Below are 25,803 nucleotides of genomic sequence, written 5' to 3' on the forward strand. Positions count from 1 at the left end.
GGGTGAATCCTGGCTTCTAAGCCTGCCTCGCGGAGCGCGTCCCCCGAGAGGACACTTACCGTGCGCTCACGCTTCAGCCCAGTGTGGTGGTCGATCAAAGATCGCCAATGCCGTACACTTCCACCCAACTAGCCGTATAAGCGAGGGCTGCCATGAACACCGAGACCACCAAGTTGACCGTTCGCTTGCCGCGGCGGGACGTCGAATTCGCCAAAGCGTATGCCAAAGCCCATGGGCTGACGGTCACCGAGGTCATTGATCGTTATCTACGCCGCATGCGGGCGCTGGAAGAAACCGCACCCTCACCGGAGCTGGAGTTCATCACCGGCCTGGTCCCCGCCGAGGTGGACGCCGAGGCAGCGCATCGCGACCACCTGGCCCGCAAACATCGATGATACTGATCGATACCAACGTGGTTCTGGATGTCATCCAGCAACGCGAACCTCATTACCGGGCCTCGGCTGCCGTGATTGACCGAGTCGTCCGCAAGCACGTCCTGGCGGCTCTTCCCGCCCACGCGATCACCACGATCCACTTCCTCGTGCAGCGGTATCAGAATCAGGAAACCGCAACCAAGGTCATCGACTGGATACTCACGCGTTTCGACGTCGCGCCAGTGGGTCGCACGGAACTGATTCGGGCGCAGTCGTTTGCATGGGGAGACTTCGAGGACGCCGTTGTCGCTGCCGCTGCGGAGGCGGCGGGATGCGAAGTGATCGTCACACGAAACGTCCGGGAATTCTCCGGCTCGCCAGTGCCCGCATTCACACCCGAAGAGTACCTGCTCGACGGAACCGATCGCGGCTGAAGCCGCTCCTGCAAAGGAGCCGTCACACCTTAGAAGCGACGCAAGTCGCGACCAAAACAAGCGGGTCATCCAGGGTCGGGGGAAGGTAGGTCAGCACTCCGGCCGCGGCAGTCATGTCCAGAGCATGCAAATCCTTCTCGACACGTCTGTCGAACTCAATCCTCCAACCCAACGCGCTGCCTCATCTCTTCCATGGATACCGTCTCGCCGCGTCCTTCGCGGTGGTCAATCAGGCGCTGCTCGGCCAGGTAGATGTCTTCAAGATCCTCAAGGTGCAGGAGAATCGCCTCACGCGCGTAATAACTCTTGCTGCGCCCCATGGCCTTCGCCAAGGCGTCCAGACGTTCTTCGATCTCAGCGGGTAGACGTAACGCAAGCATGGAAACCTCGAGTGACGTCGCTATCCGAGTATAGCGCTAAACGTCTCTCTTCAGGAGGTTCTTTTGGTGGACCTGAGGGTCCACCACGCCCCACTGGCCCTGGGCCTGCCCCGTTCAGGCCAGGCCCCGATCGGAGATTGTTACGCTGATGTGCTTGCCGGCTCGGTCAGGCATCACCACGTTTCCGCCGCGGCAGACGTGCTACATTGGCGATGTATGGCATTTCCATTAAACTCGGAATATCGCGCCAGGCGGATCAATGAACAGGCAACGCGTCCTTCAATTGCTAACCGAAAGCAAGCCTGAACTCCAGGCGCGCTATGGCGTCACGCGGCTGGCTCTGTTCGGCTCAACTGCCCGTAACGCCGCCACCGCCGACAGCGACGTCGACATACTGGTGGCATTCGACGGCCCTGCTACGTCAACGCGGTATTTCGGCGTGCAGTTCTATCTGGAAGACCTTCTCGGCTGTTCAGTCGACTTGGTAACCGACAAAGCCCTCCGCCCTGAACTACGCCCGTATATCGAGAAGGAACGGGTCAATGTCTGATCCATAGCAACGCGAATGGCGTTTCTATCTCGATGACATGGTTGTATTTTCGGAGAAGGTGCTGACCTACACCGAAGGTTTTGAACAAAACGCCGCCGCATTCCCCGAATCCATTCTTTGAATGATTCGCGGGTCAAGGCGGCTTGCCCTGGTGGGTGGTTAAATATACAGTGTTTTCCATGGGCACCATCATCCGCTCCGACCGACTCCGCATTCATGCCGACAGCCCGGCGCAACGCGAGGCGTTGACCGAGACGCTGCGGCTGTACCGTCGGCTGGTGCGCGATCTGATGACCGTGGCGTTCACCCACTGGCCGGCCATCGGCCCGCTGGAGGGAAATGCCGTGGTGTCGGCCATGGAGGGGTTGATCCACCCCACCGCGAAGCGCCCTGATGTGCGGTACCGGTATTTCCAGAACTGCTACTACAAGTTCCCGAGCTATCTCCGCCGGGTGGCCATCATGGACGCGGTGGGTCAGGTGCGATCGTTTATGACCCGCCACAGCGACTGGCTCGATGGCAAGCGCCGCCACGCGAACGCCCGGCCGCCCAGGCTGACCGCCAGCACGAAGACCTTTCCCAGCCTGTACGGCGGGCAGTGCATCAAACTGGACAAGAAGGCCACGCAGGCGTTCATCAAGGTCCGGTACCGCAATGACTGGGTCTGGATGGGGTTCCGGCTGTCCGGGAGGTTGCGCTATCGCGGCCGCGGCACGAGTCAATCCCCGATGCTGACGTTCAATGGAAAACGGTGGGGGCTCTCCCTGCCGGAGCAGTTCACCCCGGTGAAGCCGGTGAGAGCCCCGAAGCGGGTGCTCGCGGTGGATGTGGGGATCAATACGGCGGCCACCTGGGCTGTGGTCGATGATCAAGGCACTGTCCACGCCAGAGGGTTTCTCCGGCGGCAGGATAAAGACCGGGAACATCGACTCATGCAGCGCATCCGCAAAGAGGCGAGGCGGCAGACTCGCCACGGCACCCGGCTGCCACCGGGGTTCTGCGCCCGGGACCATCGGCGTCTCAAGCACCTGGCGGACAACGCCGCCCACCAGATCAGCCGGCAACTGGTCGATCTGGCCCAGGCGCATGACTGTCAGGCCGTGGTGGCGGAAAACCTCAAGGGCTGGCGACCGAAGGCCGGTGGCAAGCGCACGTCGATGAAGGCACGCTTCCACCGGTGGTTCCATCGCATGCTGGTCGACCGCGTCCAGAGAAAAGCCCAGGAGGTGGGGTTGCGCACGGCGCTGATCCATGCCCGAGGCACGTCCAGTCAGGCCTTTGATGGCTCCGGGGCGGTCAACCGGGATGCCCGTAACTACAGCCTGTGCACCTTTGCCAGCGGCAAGCGCTACCACGCGGATCTCAACGCCGCGTACAACATCGCCGCCCGCGGGGTGGTGTATTTCCAGGGCGGCAGACGCGAGTCTACTGCCCGTGCGCCTCAGCCGAAGACTGAGCGCACACCGCGAAGCCCGGTGACACTCTCCAGCCTGTGGCCCAAGGCCGCCGCGGCTGCGTGAGTGATCGGAATCCGCGATTCGATTTCCGCCAGGAAATGAATCGTCGGAGGCTTCAACAGGAAGCCTTTCTGGCGACATCCTCACGTATGATGCAACCCTTAGAAACCTCGAACTGATCGGAGAAGCAGCCACGCACATCCCCGATGAAGTTCGCTCGATTCACCCTGAAGTTCCCTGGCGGATGATTATCGCCACTCGCAACCGCCTGATTCACGCCTACCTTGGCATCGACGACGACACGATCTGGAGCATCATCCAGGATGATATACCGAAGCTCCTACGGTTGCTAAGAGCGATTCGAGCAAGCGTACAGGCTTAACGGCAGGCGCCTTACCGGCCCCTACCGTCACTCCCCCAGCACCGTCCCCGGCGGCAGGATTTGATCCGCTTCCACGTCCGAGCCGTAGCCAAGCACACACCCGGCACGCAGCCACGCCCTTGCCCCAACCCTGGCGCCACCAGCAAGTGCGGATCCAGCGCCGATGTGGCCAAAGTCGTCCACAACCGCGTGGTGGTCCACGGTGGCGCCGGAATTGACGATCACGCCATGGCCCAACCGGGCCTCCGTGCCAAGTACCGCCCCGCCCATGATCACCACCCCCTCGCCCAGCAAGGCAGACGGGCTGACGCAGGCCCGTTCGTGAATCACGTTGATAAGCCGTGCACCGCGAGCGCGGAGCGCCTCACACAAGCGCGCCCGCACAACATTATTTCCGATAGCGACAACCGCGCTGGCCGCCGGCAAAGTACCGCGCCCCAACTCCCCGGTATCACCGAGCACCGGCACACCGAACACGGTCTCGCCAGCCGGTTTCCCGTCGTCCAGAAAACCAACCAGCTCATAATGCCCCTGCGCGAGCACCGTCTCCGCCACCGTGCGCCCAAAGCCTCCGGCACCAACGATGAGAAGCTTCGAATCCGATTCCGGCATTTCCCGCACCATTACTCCCGTAACCCCGCCCGGAAATGCAGACAGATCCCGGCAAGAGGCAACCACGCCACCACCAGCAGAACAACGCCCCACGCCGGCCACAACGCCGCGGCAAACGCCAGAGGCGCCAGCCACACCAGATTGATCGTAGCCACCGCGACCGTCACCGGCAGATGCGCCCCAAAATACCGCGATGCGTGCTGATACGCATGACTCCGGTGGGCCTCATAGAACCGCTCACCCCGCAAGACCCGCCGCACCAGCGTGATGCTTGCATCCACAATGAACACGCCGAGCAGGATCAGCCACGCCCAGACCGTCAGCCCGCCGTCCGCCCAGGTGAGCACCGCCAGCGCGGCCAGGGCAAAGCCCAGGAACCCGCTACCGGCATCCCCCATGAAGATCTTCGCCGGCGGCCAGTTCCACACCAGAAACCCGAGGCTCGCGGCCGTGAACAGGCCGGCCACGAGCGCCCAGCCGGATGCCCCCGCCCACCAAAGCAGCACGGCGGCCACGCCGGTCACCGTGACCGCCTCCACCCCTGCAATGCCGTCGATGCCGTCCATGAAGTTGTAGAGATTCAGCAGCCAGCCGATGAAGAGCACCAGAACGAGCGCACCAAACCAGCCCCATTCCCAATTCACTGCCGGCAGTGCCAACGCCGGCGCACCACCCGCCCAGGCAACAACCCAGGCGGCTGCCACTAAGTGCACCAGCAGGCGCCAACGGGCCGGCACGTCCGCATGGTCGTCGAGCCAGCCAATTCCAGCGACGGCCCCGCCACCAAGCCCAAGAGCTATCAATCCGGCCAACGGGAATGCGCCCACCACACCCAGCACCAGCAGGCCCACGAGCGAAACCGCCACGACCGCGACCCCGCCACCGCGAGGAGTCGGCACATCATGGGAGCTTCGTTCGTTCGGGACATCCATCATGTCCGCGCTGAGCGCGTACCGCCGAACAGCGCCCGTTAACAAAAATGCCGCCAGAAAGGCGGCAATCAGTGCAGCAATAGCAATCATTTCAGGCCTTTGAGGAAGAGAAAGAACTCTCGGAGTCACCAGCAACCGTGTCGCGCAGTGCATCCTTTATCTGTACTGGCGGTGTCCAGCCAAGCGCTTCCCTGGTCGCCGAGATATCCACCTGCAGCGAACCACAAAGGCGGTCAACCTGCTCGCTACGCCCGGTCAGGCGACCTGCCAGGCGCAATAAGGCGGTCGGCACCGGTACAAGAGGCGCTCTCCGCCCGCTCGCCTCACCCAGCATCCGGATCAATCGAGGCGTAGACACATCCTCCCCATCACTCACGAGAAACGTCTGCCCCGCGGCGTTCGGAGCTTCCACACAACGCACCAGCAAATCCACCAGGTTCGGCAGCGCGACGAGGCTTCGTCGATTGTCAACCGCCCCGAGCGGCAACGGCAGGCCCCGCTCCACCAACTTGACCAACCGCGCAAAGTTTCCCTTGACCCCAGGGCCGTACACCAATGGCGGCCGGACGATCACGACTTCCAATCCCGTTCGCGCGGAGACCTCCGCCAGTGCCTGCTCAGCTTCCCGTTTGCTGATTCCGTAGGCATCTTCCGGCGCAGGCGTATCGCTGGCTTTGAACGGCTCAGAAGTAGTCCGTTCGCCGTTGACTTTCACGGAGCTCACGAAGACGAGCCGTCTAACTCCAGCGCGAGCCGCCTCTTCGGCAAGTCTGCGGGTGCCATCCACGTTTATGGGTCGATAATCCGCGAGATCCCCACCACCCCGCTCACCAGTGGCATGGGTTCGCGCAACTAAGTGTATTATGGCCTCGACACCGGCTACGGCCCTCTGCCAATCCGTTGCCCCACCAACCTCGCCAACAGCGACTTGCTCAAACGAGCCACCACGCCCGTTATGACGGCGAACCGCGCCACGCACGCTGTAGCCAGACTCAGCAAGCCCTGACACCAATGCGTCACCAACGAAACCGTTGCATCCGGTTACGAGAACTTCGGACCCTCGGAATGATCTGTTAGTCATCTGTACACTCAGAGACTGCCACGCAGGAAAAAGCCATTGCACTCAACGGATGGCTTCTCAAGAATTCCGTTTCTCTGCGTATGACGTTTTCGTAGCGGATTCGAGCAAGCTCTGATAAATCTCCAGATGCTTCTCTACAACGCTTTCCTCAGAGAACTCCGTTTCCGCACGTTCCCGGCCTCGTCGCCCCATACGCCTTCGCTCTTCCGGGTCATCGAGTAGTGCTTTGATCGCTGATGCCAAACGGCCGCTGTCTCGAACGGGAACAAGCAAACCATTGTCCCCATGCCGCACAGCATCCCGACACCCAGGGTGATCCGTCGTTACAATCGCGCGCCCCGAAGCGGCCGCCTCAATGAGGGCTTTCGGCAGCCCCTCACCGTAGTACGAAGGCAGGACAACCAAGTTCGCACCCGCCAAAACAGCAGGCATATCTTCACAATAGTCCCACCATTCGACGACCCCCTCACAAATCCACGCTCGAATAGTACTCTCGGAGACTGACGCTGGATTGTCCGGATCCAAGCCCCCAACCAGGACGAAACGAACGTCGTAAGCTTGAGCACGCACTTCGCGCGCCGCTTCCACGAACTCTGCCACACCCTTCTCGTAAAGCATCCTGGCAGGCAGCACCACGACCGGAGGGCCTTCAGGCTCGGGCCGATGCTTAAACGTCTCCAGCGCCACTCCGGATCCCGGAATCATTACTGCTTGGTCGGGTTGAACGATGCCCATACTCTCCAGCGATGCACGATCATCCGGATTCTGAAAGATCACCCGACTGTTCTCGTGCCGCAATGCAAGCTTGTACAACGACACTGCGACTTGGCGTATCAATCGACGACCACCGCTTCCCGTCCCGAACAGATAGCCGAGCCCAGAAATTGCACTCACGACCGCAGGGCGCCCCGCTAACCTGGCAAGGATGCCACCGTACAACACGGGCTTTATAGTCACATGGTGCACCACCTCTGGCTGCAACCTCCGATATAGAGCGAACAACGACGAGACCGTTTTAGCTTCTGCAAAAGGGTGTATCCCAGAACGACTCAAAGGCAGGACGTGGTGGCTAAATTCCTCGCGACGGATGTCATCTGCTGTACCGTTCGGGGCGGCGGCAGTCGCGACGTGCACTTCCCAGCCAGCAGCCGCAGCCGCACGGGCGACAGGTAAACGGTGCGACATGAAGAATCCGAAATCATTGACGACAATGAGCAGTTTCACGATGAGCGTCCGTTCATCATTGCGTGAGATGGAAAAACTTGAGGGCCACGATCAGGCTTATTGTAAGAGAGGCCCTAAGCAACGCCTTTCCTGCGTTCCCCGCTCCATGCTTCATCATCAGATACTTTTTGTTCAGGTAAACAAGTTTGGCCGCATGCGCCATCTCACATTCTGCTAAACGAGCATGATCCACCTCATAACCCGACGCGTCACGATAGCCTACGAGGAAACGAACCCGACACCGTTTCCACACGAGAGGATTCATTCCGCGCCAACTCCGGAGGAACTGTTTCATCAGTTCCACCGTCGCTACACCCAAATCCTGCTCTCTCTCCCCGTACTGCATCTTTTCTGGAGGATCCACAAGCGTAATACCACCCGATTCCCCGCAAACGAACAGATTCTGAGGGCTATAGTCCCGATAAAGCAGTACACCTCCGCCCTCCCCAACCGGTGCATAGCGATGGATAATCGCAAGAGCCCGACCGGCTTTGGCGGACAGCTCATCCAACTCCCGAGATCCGCCCGGTTCGGCCAGTGAGGAAAGGATGCACGTCGTCATAAGGCGTCCGGAGGCCTCTTCCGTCACAAGAATGCCGCTTTCCGGCTCGCAAATAAGAACTTCAGGAACATGAATACCCGTATGCGAAGGGATAGCGCACCCAAGGAGTCCATAGGTTTCCTGTTGAGTTGCAATCACTCCACACGCATCCTTCCTAACCTTGACGAAGAACGCTTGGCCATCGACAACGCCTCGCTCAGTCGACGTCTTTACCGACCGCCAGAGATGTGCATCGTCCCAGTCAACGCACCGATACCCCGCCTCTCGGAACATCGTCTCGATTTGATCCCTGTAGTCACTCATTCAACGACTCATTCGCGAATCATACTCCACCATGCAACTTATACCTTGGATTCGCTCCGGACGCCCGAACGCGCCGCACAGACTGACACAATGGCCTGAACTCCATACCATCTAATGCCAGTCACTCCGGTTGCCGGGCGCTGTCGACAATCAAACGTCCGTATTCCCCTCCCCATTGCCAAGTACCAAAATGCCGCCATGCATACGCGGCGGCACGCTGCCCCACCTCATCCAATTGCTTCCAATTTTCTAAGCACCACTCCATCCTCTTGGCCCAGCTTTCCGGTTTGTCGATCTTCAGAACCCACCCGGTCTCACCGTCTATGACACTTTCGGGCATACCTCCGGCCTCGCTTACTAGCACAGGCAACCCAATGGCCATCGCCTCCTGCACGGTGTTGGGCACCCCCTCGTCGCGGGAAGGCATCACCAACAAGTCCGCACCCGCCATTAGTTCATGTATATCAGAACGCCACCCTAAAAACTCCACTTCCTCACCGATACCGGCAGCGTAGACTTTCTCCTTCAAGGCCTCGGCATAGCCCTGTTCAAATACTCCGCCCGCGAACTGCACTCGAATGGACGTATTCGGACGTGCTTGCCGTAGTAAGACGACTGCGTCCACCAATAGCTGCTGATTTTTCCGCTCGCAGATTGTCCCAACTTGAAGGATTACGAACGGATCATCAAGCGTTCGCTTCCTCGCTTTTCGCTCCGTCCTGAAGGGTTCAATAAATTCCAGATCAATCCCTGGAACGATAGCGTGAAATTTGTGACGGTACCGTGTGGCTAATTTTTCCCCAAAAATCGCATCGGGCGCAGCCGAATACTGGAATATCACGTTTTTGGCAGCCCAAAGTCCCAGTCGGTGCAACCAGCGTACGACACCCCGAGAAGGCAGCTCGTAATCCACGTCCCAGACCAGAGGTCGCCGGCTAAGCAGGGCGCCCAGTCCGGCAAAAGCAATGCCCTTGCTGCTACGAATCCAGACGACATCCGCATGGTGGTTCCGAACCTTCCGCGCAATACCCAAATTCTGAGCTAACACGCTGAATAGCGCCTTCAGTCGGAACACAGGACTACCGCCGAACAACGCACCATGCCGCTCGCGGAGCACCCCTACCAGCTCCACCGCCGACGTTTTCAGTCCTTGCGCTTCCGCTTGTATGAATAACTCACTGTCCCGCTGAGTCGCAATGCAAATCTCGATGCCTTGCTCCTGCAGGACAGAGGCCAGAGTCAGCAATCGCCGGGGCGCGCCCGTCAGCCCCCCCGGGGTGGGCATATAAGCGAGGACCCTCATTGGCGGCCTACCAGCCCAGCCGCACGTGGAACTGAGATTTTGCCCAGCCGAACCCGGTCAACCGTACGAATAAGAAGGTAAAAGCCGACCACAGGAACGAATGCGTGGATTGAGTTATATATTTCGTTGCTGCCCGGCGCTAGTGTCACAATAGTGTACAGATAAATCGGGATAATCATGGGATGCTCGGAGTTACTTCGATATATTGATGCCACAAAACGCAACACTCCGCCGAAGACCACAAAGACCAGTACGACACCAGGATAGGAAAAGTTCCAGTAGGCCTCGCCCACTGGCCCAGTCGGAACACCACTTCGTGGGTTCCCGTAAATGTAAGTAGAATTCATTTTGCCGGCCGCATCCGGCGTGTCCCCCGGCCATAGCCTGCTGGGTATCACTACGAACGGAATGGAGAGATACGATTCCCCCAAAAGATGATCCACTCGGTCTGGCACGCTCCCGAGGACGGCCATTTGGCCACTATTGGTTGTGTTACGCGCTACCATCTCGTCATAGCCCGCTTTGGCACTGACCCATATATCGCCCTGCAACTCGACATCTTCCAGCGTGTCGACGCCACGCGTGGCAGCGCGGAACTCACCCAGCAACCCGATAAGAACGATCGCGATGCCGGCCGCCACCCACAGTGCCCTATATGGAATCCTCCGGTGCCGCAGGGCCCAGGTCAAAGCGACAAGAATGAACGGCCAAATCGCGCTGCTTCGCGAACCAGTAGCCGCGAACACGAGAAACGCGGATAGCAGGGCCACTACCCAGAACAGCGGATACTTGGCCGCACCGCGGTCGAAGGCCAGCCACACGACCGGTACGATCGTTCCTACACCCGCCAAGTAGTTCCAATGTCGCCCAATTTCCGCCGCGATGCGCTGATCCGAGCCGATACCCCGCTGGAGCAGCAACTCCCCTAAGCTGCCTGCCTCCATGGAGAGGATTGCCACAGCCACCGTAGGAAGTACCATCCACAAGACGACCGCACCTACCAAACGCTTTGGCGGTGCGGGCTGTCTAAGTCGAGGCACCTGAATTTCTCGAGACAAGAAATACCCAACGTACAGAGCGACCAGCGCTAGCGCTTCAAGGAGAAACGACTTTGCCGCTATGAGTTCCAACTCAGTCCGACCCATACCCGGCAATGCTAGGTGAAACTCTAGACCGGTTGCGCCCAAGACAGCATCCCCGGTGAGCAGAGACCGCAACCCGGTCCAAGTCGCGTAAAAGAACAGCGGATGGAAGAGCCCGGGAGCGCGCAAAAAAGCCCGGAAAAGGGGCAGTGCCAGCACCCCCACATAGGCAAGGAAAGAACCATACAACAACGGATGGGAACCAGTCTCACTCCCAAACGAGATAATACCGCTGAGCACCACAATCAGCAGCAGTCCACCAATCAGTACGATGCGCTCCAGCGGTAGTAGCGCCAGATAAGGACTGTCCGGCCGGGCTCCCCGGATCACGGGTGCAGTTTCTCCTCCAAACCTTGCGGATGCGCGTTTGTATCCGACTCTGCCGCTTCCGCGACAAATTGCTCGCGAAGAGATCGCTCATCCGCAAACGCCGCCTCCAGTTCCGCGCGAAATTCAGGCGAAAACGTTTCCTTCGCCTGGGCCCTTTCATTCAGCCGACCGAGACCGAATCCCTGGTTGATACCCAGCGCGACACGCGCGCGCCCACCCAGCCGAAGCGCTTTTTGCACCAAACGGCTCCGGTGGCCCCTGGCCTCGTTCGCCGGTGGGAAATGCTCGCGGCCGTCATCGTCCACGACAAGATGCCCCAGCACCCGCCGATACTCCCGCGCCGGATCCTCCTGCATCCATTCCAGCGGCACGTGCAACACACGCTCCGCCGATACCTGCTCATACAGCCTCTGCACCAGCGACCCAAGGCTGCAGGCCGCAAAATACTGCAGAAAAGCAGGCTCGGTACAGTCCCTGGGCACATGCTGCCCGGCCGCCCGTTCCTGCTGCAGCCGCCAGGCCGCCTCGAACGTCGGCTGATCCTCGTGCAGTACGCGCAGGTTGTGGTGGTAGAGCGAATGTGCCATCGCCACCGGGTCCCGCGTCATCACGACATATCGGGCACTCGGGTGTTCCCGTTCGATATTCGCAACCGCCTCCTGCGAAAACAGATACCAGGTCGATGCCTCTCCGATTGCCCTATGCGCTTCAGTCACCCCATCAAAGAGCCCGGCGTAACGCTCCGCGGATTGAAGAGTCCGATTGGCGAGGTCGGCGCTGTAGTAGTGCGGCTCCTTGATGGGCGACATGAACACCTGCGGGTGCTGCTCCAACCAGCGTGCAAGAGAAGTCGTACCGCACTTGGGTGCGCCCAGGATGAAGAAATTCGGTGCCTTGCCACTCACTGACCAACCCTCGCGGCTTTGATCGCCTTCCGCGCCCGGGATGGAACCAACCATGGCGTGACCATGCGAACCAGGTTCCTTCCGTTGAACCCTCGCTGGCGCGCCACTTCTACCACTATCCACGGAAGCGCGCTCAGTTTGCGGTCGTGAGCGGCCTTACGCGACAGTATGTTCGCCACGAAGGCAGCCCGAGCCCCAGGTGTCATCAGCTGCTTGTGCCCGTCATACCACCCCCGGCTGAAGGAGGATCCGCCCGGGCGGCTCAGACCCTCGCCCGGTGCGAGATGACGCTCGCAGACCTCCTCTGGAGCCACTACCACCCCCAGCTCCTGCCCCGCCTGCAGCATCCAGCTCCAGTCCTCGTGGCGTTCTTGCTCCACGTCGAACGGATACTCTTCGAAGGCCCAGCGAGGCGCCATCAACGTCGACGTGTGCGCGCCGCCATATCCGCAAAACAACAGCTCGGACACCGACACTCCGGAAGGCACCGCGCCGGAGGGTCGCACGTGACGACGCGCTCCGTTGGCGTAGACCACCTCGACTCCGGCCAGAATCGCCTCTTCTAGGCCACTGCGTTCCAGTGCAGCGAATTGCGCCTCCAGTTTGCCCGGCAGCCAGACATCATCGTCATCCAGCAGTGCGATCCAGTCCCCGCGGGCCTGCTGCACGCCGAAATTCCGTGTCGCCGAAGCATTCCTGCGCCGCGGCGCCTCGACAAACCGCACGCGATTATCCCCCAGCTCTGCCAGCAAACGCCCCTTTTCCGGATCCGGGCCGTCGTTGGAGACAATCACCTCCACTGGCGCCAGCGTCTGGGCGAGCGCGCTGCGCACCGCACGCTGAACTTCTTGATGCCGCTCATGGCTCGGGATGACGACACTGACACGATTCATTCAGCCTGCCCATTCGTACCGCTGGATCGATCAGCCTCTTGCGCACCCGAACGCGGCCGCACCAGCTCACGCAAAGATTCCCCCGCCCCTTCCGCATCCACTCGCAATTTCTCCCTAACACTCTCTCCTGCCACCGCCTCATTGGCCTCCAATACCTCATTTATCCGAGCCACCAGCCCCGCCGACTCCAGTTGGCGATAATCCACCACGAAGCGATCATGACCGAAGACCATTTCGTTGATACCAGTCGCCTTGACGCTGTACCCAATGGAAATCACCGGAACCCCCATGGACATCGCGGCAATCGTTGCATGGGTCCGCGCGCCCATGAACACCCGACACCGCCGAATCAGACCCTTAATCTGCGCGGCATTGATTTCATCGGTGACCGCCACGTTGGCTACCCCTTCCGAATCAAGCCCACTCTTTACCTTAGCGAGTGCCTTCCGGTCATCATTCGGACCTTGATATGACATCACATGAGGAAGCAGAAGCACCGTGAAACCGTGTTGCTCATGAGCCGCCTTCAGAGCCAACACCAACTCACGGATAAAAGACTCCGCTCGGTCTCCGAGCTTTCCCAGGATCAACGGACTGAGATTCACGCCGATGCAGTCCTCCTCCCCGAGTTCGAAGAGACCTTCCGTCTGCGGCACCAACGCAAACGCAGGGTCCGAAAACCTCCTGAGCCGACTTACACCCAGCGCCTCCTTGCAGTAACTTTCGCTCCTCGCCTCACGCACATGGATCATTGAGTATCGACGCATGTGGCGCGCCATGAACTCTTCGTACCCCTTGCTCCGCTCAAAAGGTCCAACAGACGCTCCCCACAAGACAACGGGCAGTCCCTGATCCATCGCATACCGATCCAACATAACCGGCATGAATGGAAGAGAATAATCCTCGGAATAATTATCCCCACCAACAGCCAGAACCGCATCACAATCGTCAATCAGACGACGTGCATCCGCCGGTGGCCGAAGAGGCGGATAGCGGTTGTTCAGCCAATCCAGGCGTTTGCGAGCCTTACCGAACACTCTCATGGGGACCGACTGCCTCAAACAATCACTAAACGTAACCCCATACCCTTCCGCTTCCGGCCAGAGCGCTCGATCCCGTTCGATATTCGTGCTAGGAACCACAAATTCGGCGCCAGGAATCGCTTTCCGAACAATATCCACGGTAGAACGAACAATCGCCTCGCATCCCCGGTTGCCAAAATCCCTATGCCCTGATAGAAAAATCTTCGTCATTCTTGCGAACCTACTCTCTACGCCCTAATTATCAGGGGTCTGACCTTTAGATCCCCCGCGCCCACCTTGGTGCGGCCACGGAATTCATACCACCACCAAACGAGCTGGACGCTCATTCGAATCGAGCCAAAACATGATCGTAAATCAAACGGAGATCCTTGCGCCCTGCCGATGGCGCGACACACCATTGTCCGCCGCATACGACCGCAAGCGGATAGTGCCCCTTAACGCTCACGCGCTCTCCCTTGGTGCGAATCGTTCGCAAATCAATAGGCTCATCCCGATACTCAAACTCCGACACAAAATCTGCCTTTTCGGTAGAGGGTGTATATCCCTCGGGAAGCCGCACATATAAGTCGGGATATGCATCACGGAACTCCCCATCCGGCACCTCCGGTATTTGCGCCCACATACCATGCTCTTTCGCAACCGGATGCTCATTAAACGCATGGAGCAACTGCGATGCCAACTGCGGTTTTTCCGATACCGCAACCGGCCCTCCAAATCGATGCTCATCATTGAGGAATATCCCGTGACTCGCCTGATGGTGCGTAATCATGAAGGCCTTGCTTTTCCCTGGATCGAACCGCGTAACGGACCTGACCCCTTTCGCAATCGAAGTATTTTTCTTTACTCGGCGCACCCATGACGACGGAAGCCTTCTACGCAACTTTTTTAAAGCCGAGATGACCCCGCTGCGCCCTGCCGCTAATCTCTGATAACCCTTTTCCTTCAGAGCCGCATTAAAGTTGACCGAGTGAGTTCGTGCGGCAGTGCTGTGGTCCGAGACAAGAATCAACTCGCTGGAAGGGAACTCATCCCGCAGCTTTCTCGCCGCCTCATCAATCTTCCTGTAATATCGCTTTCCTGCTTCAATCAATTCCTCGTTGTAAATTTGTCCTCGCTGTTTTCGGTCCAGCTCCGGAAGAAGGAACGATTCCGCCATCACCATGGAGCGATTCGCCACGAAACCGAGATCCACATCAAATTTGCGCGACAGGTCCGAAAACGCTGTACATCTGAGAGCGTCCATTTGGGCCAGACGCTGGAAAAAGCCCTCCGGTTCATAGAGAGCCTTGTCATCAAGCAAGGACCCTAGCCGCTCGTCCACAATGTATCCCATGGCATCCAGCGTGGCCTTCACTGAATGGGGATAGACTTGCTCCTCGGCGACAACCTGTTGCACGCCCCGTCCTCCGCCGCCGCCAGAGACGAAGAAACCGTCAACGGTTGGTGCCGGATTCGTAGTCGGGACATTCATTACACCGACTCGGTAGCCCCGCTTATTCAGCTGCTGCCATATCGGCTTCACACGTTCGCCCAGGCCCGGAATCCCTGGGAGGCTGCACTTGTCTGTCCACCGGTAGCTGCCATCGAGCTCAGGTCGCTCATAGAGAGCTCCCGTTTCCGTTCCGTGCCGACCGGTAAAAATCTCGACCCATCCACGACTGATGATATCCTCCTCAAGGTCAAGAGTCTCACCATGAGCGATCAGGGACTCTAGGAATGGTGTCCACCCCCGTTTAAACGTCTCACGCTGGACACCATCCATACCGATCATCAATGTCTTCATATCAAGCGCTCTCTATTCATGCGCCCCCATACCGGGGCTTTGCGGTGATTTCGGAAAGGCGCGGGGTATGCGTCACCGGGAGCCCGCGATGGCTGTGCTTTTGATTCCAAGGCGTTTCCAGACCAGACGCCAAAGGAACACGTTCCAAGTGGCAAAGGTCATTGCAGTAGCGAGTGCGGCGCCCTCGATGCCAAAGAGCGGGATTAACAGGAGATTCAATGCCACATTAAGAGCGAGGGCCATGAGCATCCCGCGCATAGTGTCCCGCTCATGTCCGGTCATGTTCAGCAAAGCCCCGACGGAGCCCATGCCTGCATTGACCAGTTGCCCGAGGGCCAGTATCGCAAGCGCGACGTGAGCGGACGTGTAGCCCTCGCCGAAAGCGAGGACCAAGACCCATTCACCGAAAAATACAAAAAGGACAACCGGAGGCAGGGCTAGCAGAAGTATCACTCGTGCGCTGTTGGTCACCATGCGCTGCAGGGCTTCTCGATTGCCTTGCTGATGCAGACGGGAGATATGCGGGTGAAGCACCATGTTGATGGCCGTCAAGCCGAATATCACCAGGTTTCCGAGCTGGATTACCACTCGATAAAGGCCGACCTCCTCGTCGCTACGCAGTAAGCCCAGGAACAGCACATCGACATGGCTGTTGAGAACTTGCACGCCACTGATGAGCGCGAGCGGCAGGACGGCTCGCTGCCATTCCCGTCCCTCGGTCCGGAGGGTGGGCTCATGAACCACTCCCTCGGGTCGCGCGCGCCACAGGAGCCACGCACCCATGATGAAGGCAACGGCAGCCGCCGCCACATAGAGCCCCAATGCCGTATTGGCGGTGAAATCGTAGCCAGCCCCGACACCCCAGGTCAGGAAGCCCAGAGCGAGCAGGATCAGGACCGCCGTACGAATGACCTTCTCCGGCAACTGGCCGAGCACGACCCGGCGCAATCCGCGGAGGGCGGCCCCCCGGATGTTTCCCAGGGCGATCAGCGGAATCAGAGGCAGAGCGATGATCAGGGCCTGATACCGCGCTTCACTGAGATTTTGCCCCGCAAAGTACAACCCAGCACCGACGAGGAGCAACAGGACGAGTGAGGTTACGGCAACATACCGAGTCGCCCAGCGCCAGATGCCGCGCATCAGGGCCCAATCCTGACTCGCGCCGGCCTTGGCGGTTTCCCGAACGACCAGGTGCGGCAACCCGACCTGCGCGGGGATTGCGATCAGAGTGACCAGCGTAAGAACAAATCCATAAACGCCATACTGCTCGGGGCCAAGAGTGCGCGCCAGAATAACCGCGAGCACAAATCCCAAGAGCACGCTGGCCAGCTTTACGGATAACGAACCTACGCCGCCCCGTAAAAGTTGTGCCCGCAGGCCATTGCCGCTCGTCAGGCGGTGAATACGCTGTGCCCACGAGGCGGCGTTCATGCGGGCGCTTCTCCCGGTCGCAGCCATTGGACCAGTGCTGTCACTGTCTCGTAATCGCTTACGACCTCTGCGAAAGGCTGGCCCCCAAGCCGTTGGCGGTACCGGGCCCACGTGCTGATGTCCTTGGGTCCGGTCAGGCCCAGGTGGTGTTCGATGTCTCCGCCTGTCCAGAGCCAGACCTCGTGATGGCGGAGTTTTCGGTGCAGGTTCTTCGCCACGGGAACGGCATCCGGAGTGGCGGCCCACTCCCGGAAAACGACAGCCGGTTTCTTGTTGCCCGCCGGGTTGTCCTTGTTGGAGCGCGGGCGGCCGTTGCCGTCGAGAGTAATGGCGGGGTCGTTATTCGCCATGGCCCGGATTTGGCTGAGGCATTCGCGCAGATCTTCGTCATCTCTCGCGATCAGGCCGTGCTGTACCGCCTGGTTTGCGGCGAAATCCAGGTCTGCCGGCGCACGCACTTCGATGGCCAGCTCCCGAAAGACTCTAAGCGATTCGGGCAAACCCCCGGCGCCACCCAACCCAAGGATGGCCAGGCCATCGTCGGCGGGCTTTCGCCCCGTGACGGCTTTGTAGATGAAGGGGAGCAGGTAGCGCTCGGTGGGGCCTTCGGCGATGAGCACGCGATCGCTGAACAGCCAGTGGTTGGCGTTCTCCAGGGAAAAAAGGGCGTGCAGGCGCTTGTTCTCGTCCTGTACACGCTGCTCCAGGGCCTCGTGAGCCGTGGGCATGATGCGGGTTTCCGAGGTTTCGGGATTGTTGCGGACGATGCGGGTGCTGGCTGCGGCCTCGCGGTCCACCATGACCGGGGAATGCGTGGCGAACACGACCTGATAGCCGTGGTGAGAGAGGCTGTCCAGCGCGGCACGCACCTGCTCGATGGCCTGCGGGTGGAGGAACAGTTCGGGCTCTTCGATCAGCAGTAGCCGGCGCTGGGCCGTGGTCTGCTCGTCCGCGCGGACGTCGGCGAGGTAGCGGAGGAGTGCCATCTGGATGCTGCGCTGGGCGCCGTGCCCCAGTGGGGTGAAGTCGCGGACTGCGCCATCGCGGCCCTGTTCACTTACCTTAATAGTGCCCTTGCCGAAGAGATCTTGGACGCTGGGCACTGGGATATCTAAGGTGGAGCTGAATGCCCGGGAAGAAGGGGCGAAGGGCCGCGGTGGCTTCGTCATCGAAGCGGTTGAGTTCTGCGGCACGCGAGGTGCCGGTGGCCGTGAGCTTGTCGCGTAGTGGCGCCAGGGCCTGTTCCAGCTCGGCACCGTGGCTGGCCTCGGCGGGACCGGTGAACAGGGCCAGCAGTTTGCCGATGGTGGAGGTGTTTTCGCCTTGGTGGCGTCTTCGGCCGCGTCCTCCATGGCCCCGATGCTGATGGGCTCTGGGAACAACGCCTTCAGTGCATTATCAATCCCGCTGGGATTGGGCTTCCAAGCAGCATCACTGTCGTCTTCGGCGTTCGGATCGCGCACTTCCAGCAGGATTTCGGCCTTCTTCGCGCCGGGAGAATGCTGTGTACGCCGCACATGGAGTTGCCCGTCCTGAATGTACGGCTCGATCTTGGTTCGGTGCTTGTCCGCGATTCTGGCCAGGTGCTCGCCGTCCAGGCCCGTGAGCGTGCCTTCCACCGTTACCGGGCTGTCCGTATCGTGAAAGTCGGTCTGTCGCAGAGAGGTGGACGTCGTGAACCATTCGATTGCAGCCAGCACGTTGGATTTGCCGGCGTTGTTGTAGCCCACGATGGGGGTGCAATCGCCGAGCGCGAGCGCAACATCGCGGCACGAGCGGAAGTTCTGGATCCGGATATGGGCAAGGTGATGCATTGCGCGCTACCGACTCCCTGGCATTCGTTCAAGGCGCGCTGCGTGCGGCCCCGCCCGCCACGATGTGGCCTCGATACCGTTATGGGCAGACCTCTGTGGGCGGCGCATCTCGGTGAAGCGGTTCATCGCGTAGTGCGTGAGCGAGCGGAAGAAGGCGGAGAACAGGATGAGTCCGAAGGCGGCCGCGCTCAGCGCGAGGATGAAGGCATCGCGGAAAGTTCGTAGGTGATGTTGCAAAATTGCAATGTTTGGGATGTCAGGAAAATGGGCCGATTTTTCTGCGACGCGGCGGAATATTCTGGCTATGAGACAAGAACTGCAACGAGTGAGACAAAACCGAGACACGCGAAACCGCCTTATGGCGCGGCTTTCAGGCGGTTTTCAGCTCTGTGACGAATATTCCCGTGCTATCCACCATCGCTTCTTTGATTCACGCGACGTGCATAACGGGATGGTCGGCGCGACGCGCGGCAAACTGAAGTGCCGCGGTAATGTCCTCCATCTCCAGATACGGGTAGTCCTCGAGGATTTCGTCACGGCTTGCCCCGGCTGCCAGTAGGTCGAGGATATCCGTCACTCGCATAGGCATGCCGCGAATGCATGGGCGCCCACCGCATAGTTCCGGGTCGAAAGTGATTCGGTGAAGCTCGCTCATAGAGTGCCTAGCCCGGCATGTGAAGCCGTTCGTGAATACCACCGTCTACTATAGCGCCGTCAACTGCCAATGTTGAGCGTACTGGCACGCTCGTTCACGTTGCACGTCGGCGGCCCAGGAGGCTCATCGGTGCATCGAGATGCACCCTACTCGCCGAGTTCCTTTTGAAGGGTGGCGATTTCTTCGCGGATGGCCTCGTATTCGGCCTTGCGTCTTGCGAGATAGCGGCGGGTGACGCGCATTTTCTCGGTGACGCCGGCCGGGGTGAGTTTGTAGAGATACGCGAGTTTGTTGTCGCTGCGGCGGAAGTTTTCCGCCTTGACCAGGCCCTTGTCCGCCAGCCCCCGAAGCAGGTAGTTCATCTTGCCCACTGAGACGCCGGCCGCTTCTGCGAGCTGGCGCTGGCTCATGTGGGGGTTGGCTTCGAGGAGCTTGAGGAGCTGGTAGTGGGTGTGGTCAGACAAAATGTTTGGGCACGCTACCGCCGGGGATGGACCTATAGGTTTGGTTCATCCCCGGCATGTGTTCATTTGTTGAACGCGGTGTATTGGAGCATGATACTGCGGCGTTACGCAATGTGTCGCCGTTTTGAACGCGGCGTATGAGCGGTGCATCGAGATGCACCCTACGATTGCCTTCGGTAACGGCGGGCGTTGGTGACGAACTCCCAGAAGAAGGCGCTGAAGAGGCCGAGCATGCCGCCGAGGACGATGGCCAGGGCCAGGATGAGACTGCGGCCGGTGCCGGTCTGTTCGACGGAGCGGACGCTGACGAAGTTGGCCGAGGTGACGACGATGTCGTCCATCTGTGCATCGATATCCCGGATGTCGCGCTCCTTCCCCCGACGCTCCTGCTGGAGATCGGCTTCCAGGCGGGCCAGTGCGGTTTCCTGTTCGCTGATGGTGCGTTGCTGAGAGGCAATCCGGCGCTCGAACCGACTTTCCAGGTTCTCCAACTCGATGCGCAGTTCCGTGAGTTCGTCTTGGATGCCCTCGCGGTCGCGACGGATGTCTTCAAGGTCGGTGCGCAGTTCGTCGCGTTGACGGGGAAGCTCGAAGTTGTACTGGTCCTCCAGACCGTCCAGCCGGCCCTGGACGTGATCAAGCTCGGTGGTACCCAGGAACAGGGCCATGGTCGGGTCACTGCCGCCGTTGCTCATGAGCTGGGTGCGGTTGCGGCGCAGGTCGGCCAGAAGCTCTTCCGTGGCCTCGATGCGCCGTTGCAGGATCTCGCCGCGCTGGTCCAGGCGTTCCAGCTCTGATGCGGCGACTTCACGTTCCTCGGCGAGCGCCTCCAGCCGTCGTTCGCGTTCTCGACGGCCGGCTTCCAGGCTTTCGCGGGTCTCTTCGCGCTCTTCCTCCAGTTCGCTGATGCGCTCTTCGGCACTCGCGATGCGTTGTTGCAAATCCTCGCGACGGGAGGCCACCACGCGCTCATCGGTAAGGTATTCGAGTTCGTCCTCAAGGCCTTCTTTTTCCAGTTGCAGGCGGTTGAGCCGGGAGTCGGCGACTCGCCTGTGCGCCTCCTGGAGGCGCTCGCTGACTTGCGTGTGCAGTTCCTCGATATCGTCGGCGCGCTCGGTTGCCCCTTCCGTGGAGAGCACAATCAGTGAACTTTCTTCGCCGCCGCCGATGCTGATGCGGGGCACACTCTCCATTTCACCCGAGAGTTCCGCGCGGGCAGCCGGGATGATGGACTCGCGGAGGCGGTTGCGGGTCTCGTTGGGTGTCTCCACCAGGGAGTCCGCGGAGCCGAGGGTGCCAATCTCCAGGCCGGTGCGGAACTGGTAGGTGGCCTCCTGGTTGAGGGCGTAGACCAAAGCCAGTCCGACCACGACCAGGAAAACGCCGACGATGACGTACCAGCGGCGCTCGAGGACGTTCCAGAGATCATAGAGGCTGATCTCGTCGTCGGCGGTGTAGCGCTCCGGGAAATCTGCGTCCTGGCGGCTGGGGTAGTTGCGGCCGTTGTTGGGATCGTTGTTGGAGTCGTCCATAGAGTCCCTGTGTGGCGTTGTTCCATCAGTGTTTCGATCACGCTACCGCCTGGGGTGTTGCTCCCCATTGGCGGTCAGGATCGGTATGTATCGGGGTGCTCGATCACAGGCGGTCGCCGCTTTGGTCAGCGGTCGGCAGGGAGGCGCCCGTTCATTGGTTGAGCAGCGGGTGAGCATTACAACGCAACAGACTGATCGGTGCAATGCAGAGCGTGTGCGCGAGTTCGCAATTTCGGAAATTAGCCGGCGAGCGGGTGAAACGCTCACCGTGTTCACACCGTCGCGGGGATGGCGTGCTAAGTGCTGGTGCGGGATCGCCGGGCGTTGCAGACGAACTCCCAGAGGAAGGCGCTGAACAGGCCCAGCATGCCGGCCAGGACAACGGTGAGAGCCATGATCAAGGTGCGGCCGGGGCCTGAGGGGGTCTCGGATTCGCTGGCGAGGAATCTTTGCTCGGTACCATGACTGGTTGCACGAATGGACTCGATCGCCGAGTCGGCGTCAACCCGCCGACTCCGCAGTTCGGCCAGTTCACGGCGGATGTCACCCGATTGCTGGGCAACAACGAGGCTGCCGACTCCATCCGCTCCGTCAAGGCGGTTGTTCAGGCTTGCAAGTTCGCTGGCCAATACGTCGATCTGCTCCTCGAGCATGGTTCTGCGGTTCTCGTAGGGCCGGATCAGGGCGGACAGGTGTCGCTCGTAGTCACCGCCCTCTATACGCTCGGACAAGGACTCGATGACGGCTTCGTGGAGGCGCGCCACCCGTTCGGCACGCTCGGGCGTGCTGCTGGATTGCAGGACCAGGCTGTGTTCAGCACCGCGCTCACGCACCTCCACGCGCGGGCCACGATCTTCATCGCTGAATAGACGTTCGCGCTGCTCCGGGATGACGACATCTTCCAGAGCGGCGATCGCGGATTGCCGGGAGACAACGACATTCAGCCCTTTGTCCGGATCGTAGGCGCGCGGGAGGTCCAGACCCGAGCGGTACTGATACTCCGACGGCTGCATCAGCGCATAGGCCAGGCCCGCAAGCGTGACCAACGCTCCGACCCCAATCAGCACGGGTAACCGGCGAACGAGGACGTCCCAGAGGTCGTAGAGGCTGATCTCGTCGTCGGTCGCGCGGCGTTCGGAGAACCCGGCTTCACGCCGGCTAGGGTAATTGTCGGTTCCCGGGGCGTTGTCGTCGTGACGCATGAGGGCTCTCTGTAATATCACCGAAGGCGGGGGCAACGATTGCCGCAGTGCGGCATTGGTATGACACGCCAGCCGGTTTTGCTCCGCAACACGTTGCCTGTTTGCGACGCCACGTTGCAGGAAAAGTGTAGTTCGGGTCAGTGCGGTTTGCGGGTTTTAGGGGGGCGGTCTAGCTCTCACAAAAATCGCTCGGCGCTGCCCTAGCGCACTTGGTTGCCGAGGAATTCACTCTCCGAGTATTGCGTGCGCGATGTGCTCAAGGATCCCGATGTACTCCTGGAGCATCTCGAGGCGCCTGCGAATGACTTCAGGCCTGACCACGGGTCAACCGCTCCCGCAGCGCCTGGCGCTGCATGCGAGGATAGGGCTCGAAATCGAAGTACTCGCGGAGGACACGCGAGTAATAGCTCCCGCGGTCGAACTCCGGTGTGGCGTAGACAAGGCAATTCGGACGCACTGCCTCAAAGCGCAGCGCCGTATCAGCACCATCCAGGATAACGATATCAACGTTGTCCAGCCCGGCACGGGTCAGGTCAGTCAGTAGATCAAGCTTGTGATGGGCCAGCCGCTCCCGCGGTCCGACCAGAGCCAGGTCGATATCGCTTTCCGCCGTCGCCCTGCCTTCGGCCTGGGAGCCGAAAAGAAACGCCGCCTGAACCTCCGGGTACTTCTGGAGGACCGGATCGAGGCGCGCTTTGATCTCCTTGGCGGGGTGCATGGCGACCGGGGCCTCTGCTCGTAAGAACGTCAAGGTAGCCTAACATAGCGCCGCGTGGCCGTTGGCCGGGTGCGGCAGCAGGAAATCCTCGGTATCGACCAGCAGACGCGAGACAAGGCCGTCGTAGGCGCGGCGATCCCGGCAGAACAGGCAAACTCCGTGACGCAGCGCTTCCCGGAGCACGGGAACGCCCGCGGTGCGGAGGTCAACCAGGTCCACGGGGCGCCCGGTGCATTGGCCCAGGGCATGGATCAATGCACGACGCCTGTCGGCGGAAAGCGGGTGGGCACACAGCACGCCAGCATCGAGATCACTCTCGGGGGTGGCGGTCCTGGCCGCGCGGCGCCGTGGCTGCCGGGGTGGCGTCACATTCGCGACGGGAGAGGGGTGTCGCGGCTTGCGCCGCTCCTACAACGTCTCAGGGGACGTCGGCGTGGCTGTGGGAGCGGCTTTAGCCGCGATGTATTCCAGCGCCTGGCAGAAACGGCCCAGACCCCGGTCCGGTAAGCCCCGTGCGGTTCCGTCGGGATTTACACAAAGGATCCTCGGGACCTCTACGTCAACTCCTGCCGTGCACGGATGCTCGCTGCGAAGGCCAGTAAATCGTCCAGATGATTGGCGACGATATCCCGGACCGTGGCGGGGTCCACTTCCTGATAGCCGTGGACGAGAATGTTCCGGAAACCGGCCATGGCATACAGGGAACGCGCGAGATCCGGCGTGAGAATCCCTGCGCGCTCCAGGCTCTGGAACAGTGCACGATTCGTTTGCGGCTCGCCCAGGCGCTCTGACGACACCACGTGGGAGGCTGCATCCAGCGCTGCCTGAATGGCGAGCTGCAGTGTGTGCTCGACGAAGCGGGTTTCGCGCACATCCTCACCGATCAGCTCAGGCCTTGCCAGGTCCTGAAGCTCCCGGACGCAGGTCTCGATGAACGCGAGTTTCTTGTCGAGAAGCGCCTGGTCAATCATGCCGGCGTTCCTTTCCGGTACTCCTGCAGGTACGGGAGCAGGTCGAAGTAGCGGTTCCGGGCGTCGACTTCGAACGCGATCCGCTGTTCCGGGGCGGCATCCATCAAAAGCACCCCGTCACGGAGCACGCGGTGGACCAGATCCACGGGGGCGGCTTGCAGGTCGATCAGGTCCACTTCCAGCCCCAGACTTTCCTCCATGTCCGCCCTGAGACTAACCCCGGGGCCGAGCAGTTCCCTCCCCTGAGGCTGACGAAAGAGTACCGCCACATCCACATCACTGACCGGGCGGCCTTGCCCTCTGGCCCGGCTGCCGAACAGATAGGCGCACGCCACAGCATCCCGGTGTTCACCGAGGACGGCCTGCAGACGCTGAAGGAGATGCTCGTGATCCATGAATGTCACGCCGAAACCTGTACCCGAACAGCGTAGCATGGCGCAAGCGCCGGATGAGACGCGACTGACGTCGCTCCCGCGTCATCGGTGTAGTGATCGGGATCGCGCTATGGGAATCGGTACGTTCGTATGCCCAGATAGTCGGCAGCGCGATATAACCCATGATCCAGCGTGACCAACCGGGCGCCGCTCGCCTCGGCGCAGGCAAGTTGCAATGCGTCCAGGGTGCGCAGGGAGGTTCGCCTCATCAGTAACCAGTGCTGCGCCCGCTGGAACAGCTCGACCCCGACACCGGTGACCCGGAAGCACCCTTTCGCCACGTCATCGTGGAAGGCCGATTCCACGCGGTTGGCCTGCGGCTCGGTCAACTCGCCCGTACGCACCCAGCGCGACAGCGCCGATGCGAACTCGACGCGGCACAGTTCGCTGATGATGACCGGCTCGCTCTGGGCAAGAAACAGCTCTTCAATCGCGAGACTGGAGACTTCTTGCCGATAGTATGGCAACAGGGCGCTGGTATCCGCATAGAGCATCAGTACCGCTCATCCTCCCGCAGCCGACGCGTGAACTCGCCGGATGATTCGTGCATGGGCGGTAACTGCTCGCGCAGTTCGGAATGGCGCTCGAAACGGACCGTTCCGCTCGTGGGCGGGATGATCCGGGCTGCGGGCTGACCACGCCGTACGATCACGACTTCCTCGCCGGCCTGCACGCGATCCAGGATTTTCGAGATTTGTCCGCGCATGCTACGGACGTTGATGGAGATCATGGCCTTCTCCTTGCGTGTACACGGATAGTGTACGCAGTGAGAACTCATGAGGGCAATGCAGTGCAAGTCGCGACTGACGTCGCTCCCACAGTGGGGTGGTGGTCGCGGCTTGCGCCGCTCTCATCAAACATCTGCCAGGTCATTGTTTTGACAGGGGCTGTT

The 25,803-nt window shown here is 60.5% G+C and carries 28 protein-coding genes and 1 pseudogene; 5 read left to right on the plus strand and 24 right to left on the minus strand.

The genetic code is table 11. The annotated features are described in order from the left end of the window. The first annotated feature begins 152 nt into the window (after positions 1-152). Together KU884_RS12265 and KU884_RS12270 are read left to right on the plus strand one after the other, a co-directional pair. A complete protein-coding gene (locus KU884_RS12265; protein ID WP_167782898.1) occupies positions 153-395 on the plus strand; it encodes a DUF6364 family protein in 243 nt (80 codons plus the stop codon). Beyond that, positions 392-808: a PIN domain-containing protein gene (locus KU884_RS12270; RefSeq protein ID WP_167782899.1), complete on the plus strand. Its 417-nt coding sequence runs from the start codon at positions 392-394 to the stop codon at positions 806-808. The genes KU884_RS12265 and KU884_RS12270 overlap by 4 nt, the downstream gene beginning before the upstream one ends. A gap of 155 nt (positions 809-963) precedes the next feature. On the opposite strand, the gene KU884_RS12275 is transcribed toward KU884_RS12270, so the two are convergent. Then, positions 964-1,188: a DUF6290 family protein gene (locus KU884_RS12275; RefSeq protein WP_167782900.1), complete on the minus strand. Its 225-nt coding sequence runs from the start codon at positions 1,186-1,188 to the stop codon at positions 964-966. A gap of 259 nt (positions 1,189-1,447) precedes the next feature. Here KU884_RS12275 and KU884_RS12280 point away from each other — a divergent pair, with 259 nt between their 5' ends. The 3 genes and pseudogenes from KU884_RS12280 (at position 1,448) to KU884_RS12290 (ending at position 3,577) form a co-directional block, all read left to right on the plus strand. Further along, entirely contained in the window at positions 1,448-1,738 is a 291-nt protein-coding gene (locus tag KU884_RS12280) for a nucleotidyltransferase family protein (protein ID WP_167782901.1), read from the plus strand. A 179-nt stretch (positions 1,739-1,917) separates the two neighbouring features. Beyond that, the gene (locus KU884_RS12285; RefSeq protein ID WP_254432043.1) at positions 1,918-3,258 is read left to right on the plus strand and encodes a transposase; all 1,341 of its coding nucleotides are present in this window, start codon (positions 1,918-1,920) and stop codon (positions 3,256-3,258) included. A 35-nt stretch (positions 3,259-3,293) separates the two neighbouring features. Further along, a pseudogene (locus KU884_RS12290) lies at positions 3,294-3,577 on the plus strand (DUF86 domain-containing protein). 27 nt (positions 3,578-3,604) lie between these two features. Here KU884_RS12290 and KU884_RS12295 read toward each other — a convergent pair. The 23 genes from KU884_RS12295 to KU884_RS12405 form a co-directional block, all read right to left on the minus strand. Next, positions 3,605-4,189: a NeuD/PglB/VioB family sugar acetyltransferase gene (locus KU884_RS12295; protein WP_167782902.1), complete on the minus strand. Its 585-nt coding sequence runs from the start codon at positions 4,187-4,189 to the stop codon at positions 3,605-3,607. Between the two features lie 11 nt (positions 4,190-4,200). After that, on the minus strand, positions 4,201-5,211 hold the full coding sequence (locus KU884_RS12300; protein WP_167784241.1) for a glycosyltransferase family 4 protein: 1,011 nt from the start codon (positions 5,209-5,211) through the stop codon (positions 4,201-4,203). Position 5,212: 1 nt separating this feature from the next. Further along, positions 5,213-6,202 carry an SDR family oxidoreductase gene (locus KU884_RS12305; protein ID WP_167782903.1) on the minus strand — a complete coding sequence of 330 codons (990 nt, stop codon included), beginning with the start codon at positions 6,200-6,202 and terminating at the stop codon, positions 5,213-5,215. Between the two features lie 57 nt (positions 6,203-6,259). Next, positions 6,260-7,426, minus strand: coding sequence for a glycosyltransferase family 4 protein (locus tag KU884_RS12310; RefSeq protein ID WP_254432044.1), 1,167 nt, complete (start codon positions 7,424-7,426; stop codon positions 6,260-6,262). Between the two features lie 16 nt (positions 7,427-7,442). Beyond that, positions 7,443-8,291, minus strand: coding sequence for a hypothetical protein (locus KU884_RS12315; RefSeq protein ID WP_167782904.1), 849 nt, complete (start codon positions 8,289-8,291; stop codon positions 7,443-7,445). A 121-nt stretch (positions 8,292-8,412) separates the two neighbouring features. After that, entirely contained in the window at positions 8,413-9,537 is a 1,125-nt protein-coding gene (locus KU884_RS12320; protein ID WP_254432045.1) for a glycosyltransferase family 4 protein, read from the minus strand. A gap of 53 nt (positions 9,538-9,590) precedes the next feature. Then, entirely contained in the window at positions 9,591-11,066 is a 1,476-nt protein-coding gene (locus tag KU884_RS12325; protein ID WP_167782906.1) for an oligosaccharide repeat unit polymerase, read from the minus strand. Continuing rightward, on the minus strand, positions 11,063-11,971 hold the full coding sequence (locus tag KU884_RS12330; protein ID WP_167782907.1) for a sulfotransferase: 909 nt from the start codon (positions 11,969-11,971) through the stop codon (positions 11,063-11,065). Before KU884_RS12330 ends, KU884_RS12325 begins: the two co-directional genes overlap by 4 nt. Then, the gene (locus KU884_RS12335) at positions 11,968-12,864 is read right to left on the minus strand and encodes a glycosyltransferase family 2 protein (RefSeq protein WP_167782908.1); all 897 of its coding nucleotides are present in this window, start codon (positions 12,862-12,864) and stop codon (positions 11,968-11,970) included. Before KU884_RS12335 ends, KU884_RS12330 begins: the two co-directional genes overlap by 4 nt. Further along, positions 12,861-14,117 (minus strand): polysaccharide pyruvyl transferase family protein, encoded by a 1,257-nt coding sequence (locus tag KU884_RS12340; RefSeq protein WP_167782909.1) that lies wholly within the window; start codon positions 14,115-14,117, stop codon positions 12,861-12,863. The genes KU884_RS12335 and KU884_RS12340 overlap by 4 nt, the downstream gene beginning before the upstream one ends. A 112-nt stretch (positions 14,118-14,229) precedes the next feature. Next, positions 14,230-15,690 carry an alkaline phosphatase family protein gene (locus tag KU884_RS12345; RefSeq protein WP_167782910.1) on the minus strand — a complete coding sequence of 487 codons (1,461 nt, stop codon included), beginning with the start codon at positions 15,688-15,690 and terminating at the stop codon, positions 14,230-14,232. A gap of 72 nt (positions 15,691-15,762) precedes the next feature. After that, positions 15,763-17,121 (minus strand): flippase, encoded by a 1,359-nt coding sequence (locus KU884_RS12350; RefSeq protein ID WP_254432046.1) that lies wholly within the window; start codon positions 17,119-17,121, stop codon positions 15,763-15,765. Further along, positions 17,118-18,935, minus strand: a complete 1,818-nt coding sequence (locus tag KU884_RS12355; protein ID WP_254432047.1) for an ATP-dependent endonuclease — start codon at positions 18,933-18,935, stop codon at positions 17,118-17,120. The genes KU884_RS12350 and KU884_RS12355 overlap by 4 nt, the downstream gene beginning before the upstream one ends. 430 nt (positions 18,936-19,365) lie before the next feature. Next, complete coding sequence (locus tag KU884_RS12360; RefSeq protein WP_167782912.1) at positions 19,366-19,590, minus strand: DUF433 domain-containing protein; 225 nt, start codon at positions 19,588-19,590, stop codon at positions 19,366-19,368. Positions 19,591-19,736: 146 nt separating this feature from the next. Continuing rightward, positions 19,737-20,057 (minus strand): MarR family EPS-associated transcriptional regulator, encoded by a 321-nt coding sequence (locus KU884_RS12365; protein ID WP_167784243.1) that lies wholly within the window; start codon positions 20,055-20,057, stop codon positions 19,737-19,739. Between the two features lie 158 nt (positions 20,058-20,215). Then, positions 20,216-21,586, minus strand: coding sequence for a hypothetical protein (locus tag KU884_RS12370; protein ID WP_167782913.1), 1,371 nt, complete (start codon positions 21,584-21,586; stop codon positions 20,216-20,218). Positions 21,587-21,882: 296 nt separating this feature from the next. Continuing rightward, a complete protein-coding gene (locus KU884_RS12375) occupies positions 21,883-22,788 on the minus strand; it encodes a Wzz/FepE/Etk N-terminal domain-containing protein (protein WP_167782914.1) in 906 nt (301 codons plus the stop codon). Positions 22,789-23,095: 307 nt separating this feature from the next. Continuing rightward, positions 23,096-23,506 carry a nucleotidyltransferase domain-containing protein gene (locus tag KU884_RS12380; RefSeq protein ID WP_167782915.1) on the minus strand — a complete coding sequence of 137 codons (411 nt, stop codon included), beginning with the start codon at positions 23,504-23,506 and terminating at the stop codon, positions 23,096-23,098. A gap of 39 nt (positions 23,507-23,545) precedes the next feature. Then, positions 23,546-23,875 carry a nucleotidyltransferase domain-containing protein gene (locus KU884_RS12385; RefSeq protein WP_167782916.1) on the minus strand — a complete coding sequence of 110 codons (330 nt, stop codon included), beginning with the start codon at positions 23,873-23,875 and terminating at the stop codon, positions 23,546-23,548. Between the two features lie 185 nt (positions 23,876-24,060). Beyond that, on the minus strand, positions 24,061-24,477 hold the full coding sequence (locus KU884_RS12390; protein WP_254432048.1) for a DUF86 domain-containing protein: 417 nt from the start codon (positions 24,475-24,477) through the stop codon (positions 24,061-24,063). Beyond that, positions 24,474-24,872: a nucleotidyltransferase domain-containing protein gene (locus KU884_RS12395; RefSeq protein WP_167782917.1), complete on the minus strand. Its 399-nt coding sequence runs from the start codon at positions 24,870-24,872 to the stop codon at positions 24,474-24,476. Before KU884_RS12395 ends, KU884_RS12390 begins: the two co-directional genes overlap by 4 nt. Positions 24,873-24,979: 107 nt before the next feature. Next, a complete protein-coding gene (locus tag KU884_RS12400) occupies positions 24,980-25,405 on the minus strand; it encodes a type II toxin-antitoxin system VapC family toxin (protein WP_167782918.1) in 426 nt (141 codons plus the stop codon). After that, positions 25,405-25,641, minus strand: a complete 237-nt coding sequence (locus KU884_RS12405) for a type II toxin-antitoxin system Phd/YefM family antitoxin (RefSeq protein ID WP_167782919.1) — start codon at positions 25,639-25,641, stop codon at positions 25,405-25,407. The genes KU884_RS12400 and KU884_RS12405 overlap by 1 nt, the downstream gene beginning before the upstream one ends. Positions 25,642-25,803: the final 162 nt, after the last annotated feature.

Source organism: Aquisalimonas sp. 2447 (assembly GCF_012044895.1).
GTDB lineage: Bacteria > Pseudomonadota > Gammaproteobacteria > Nitrococcales > Aquisalimonadaceae > Aquisalimonas.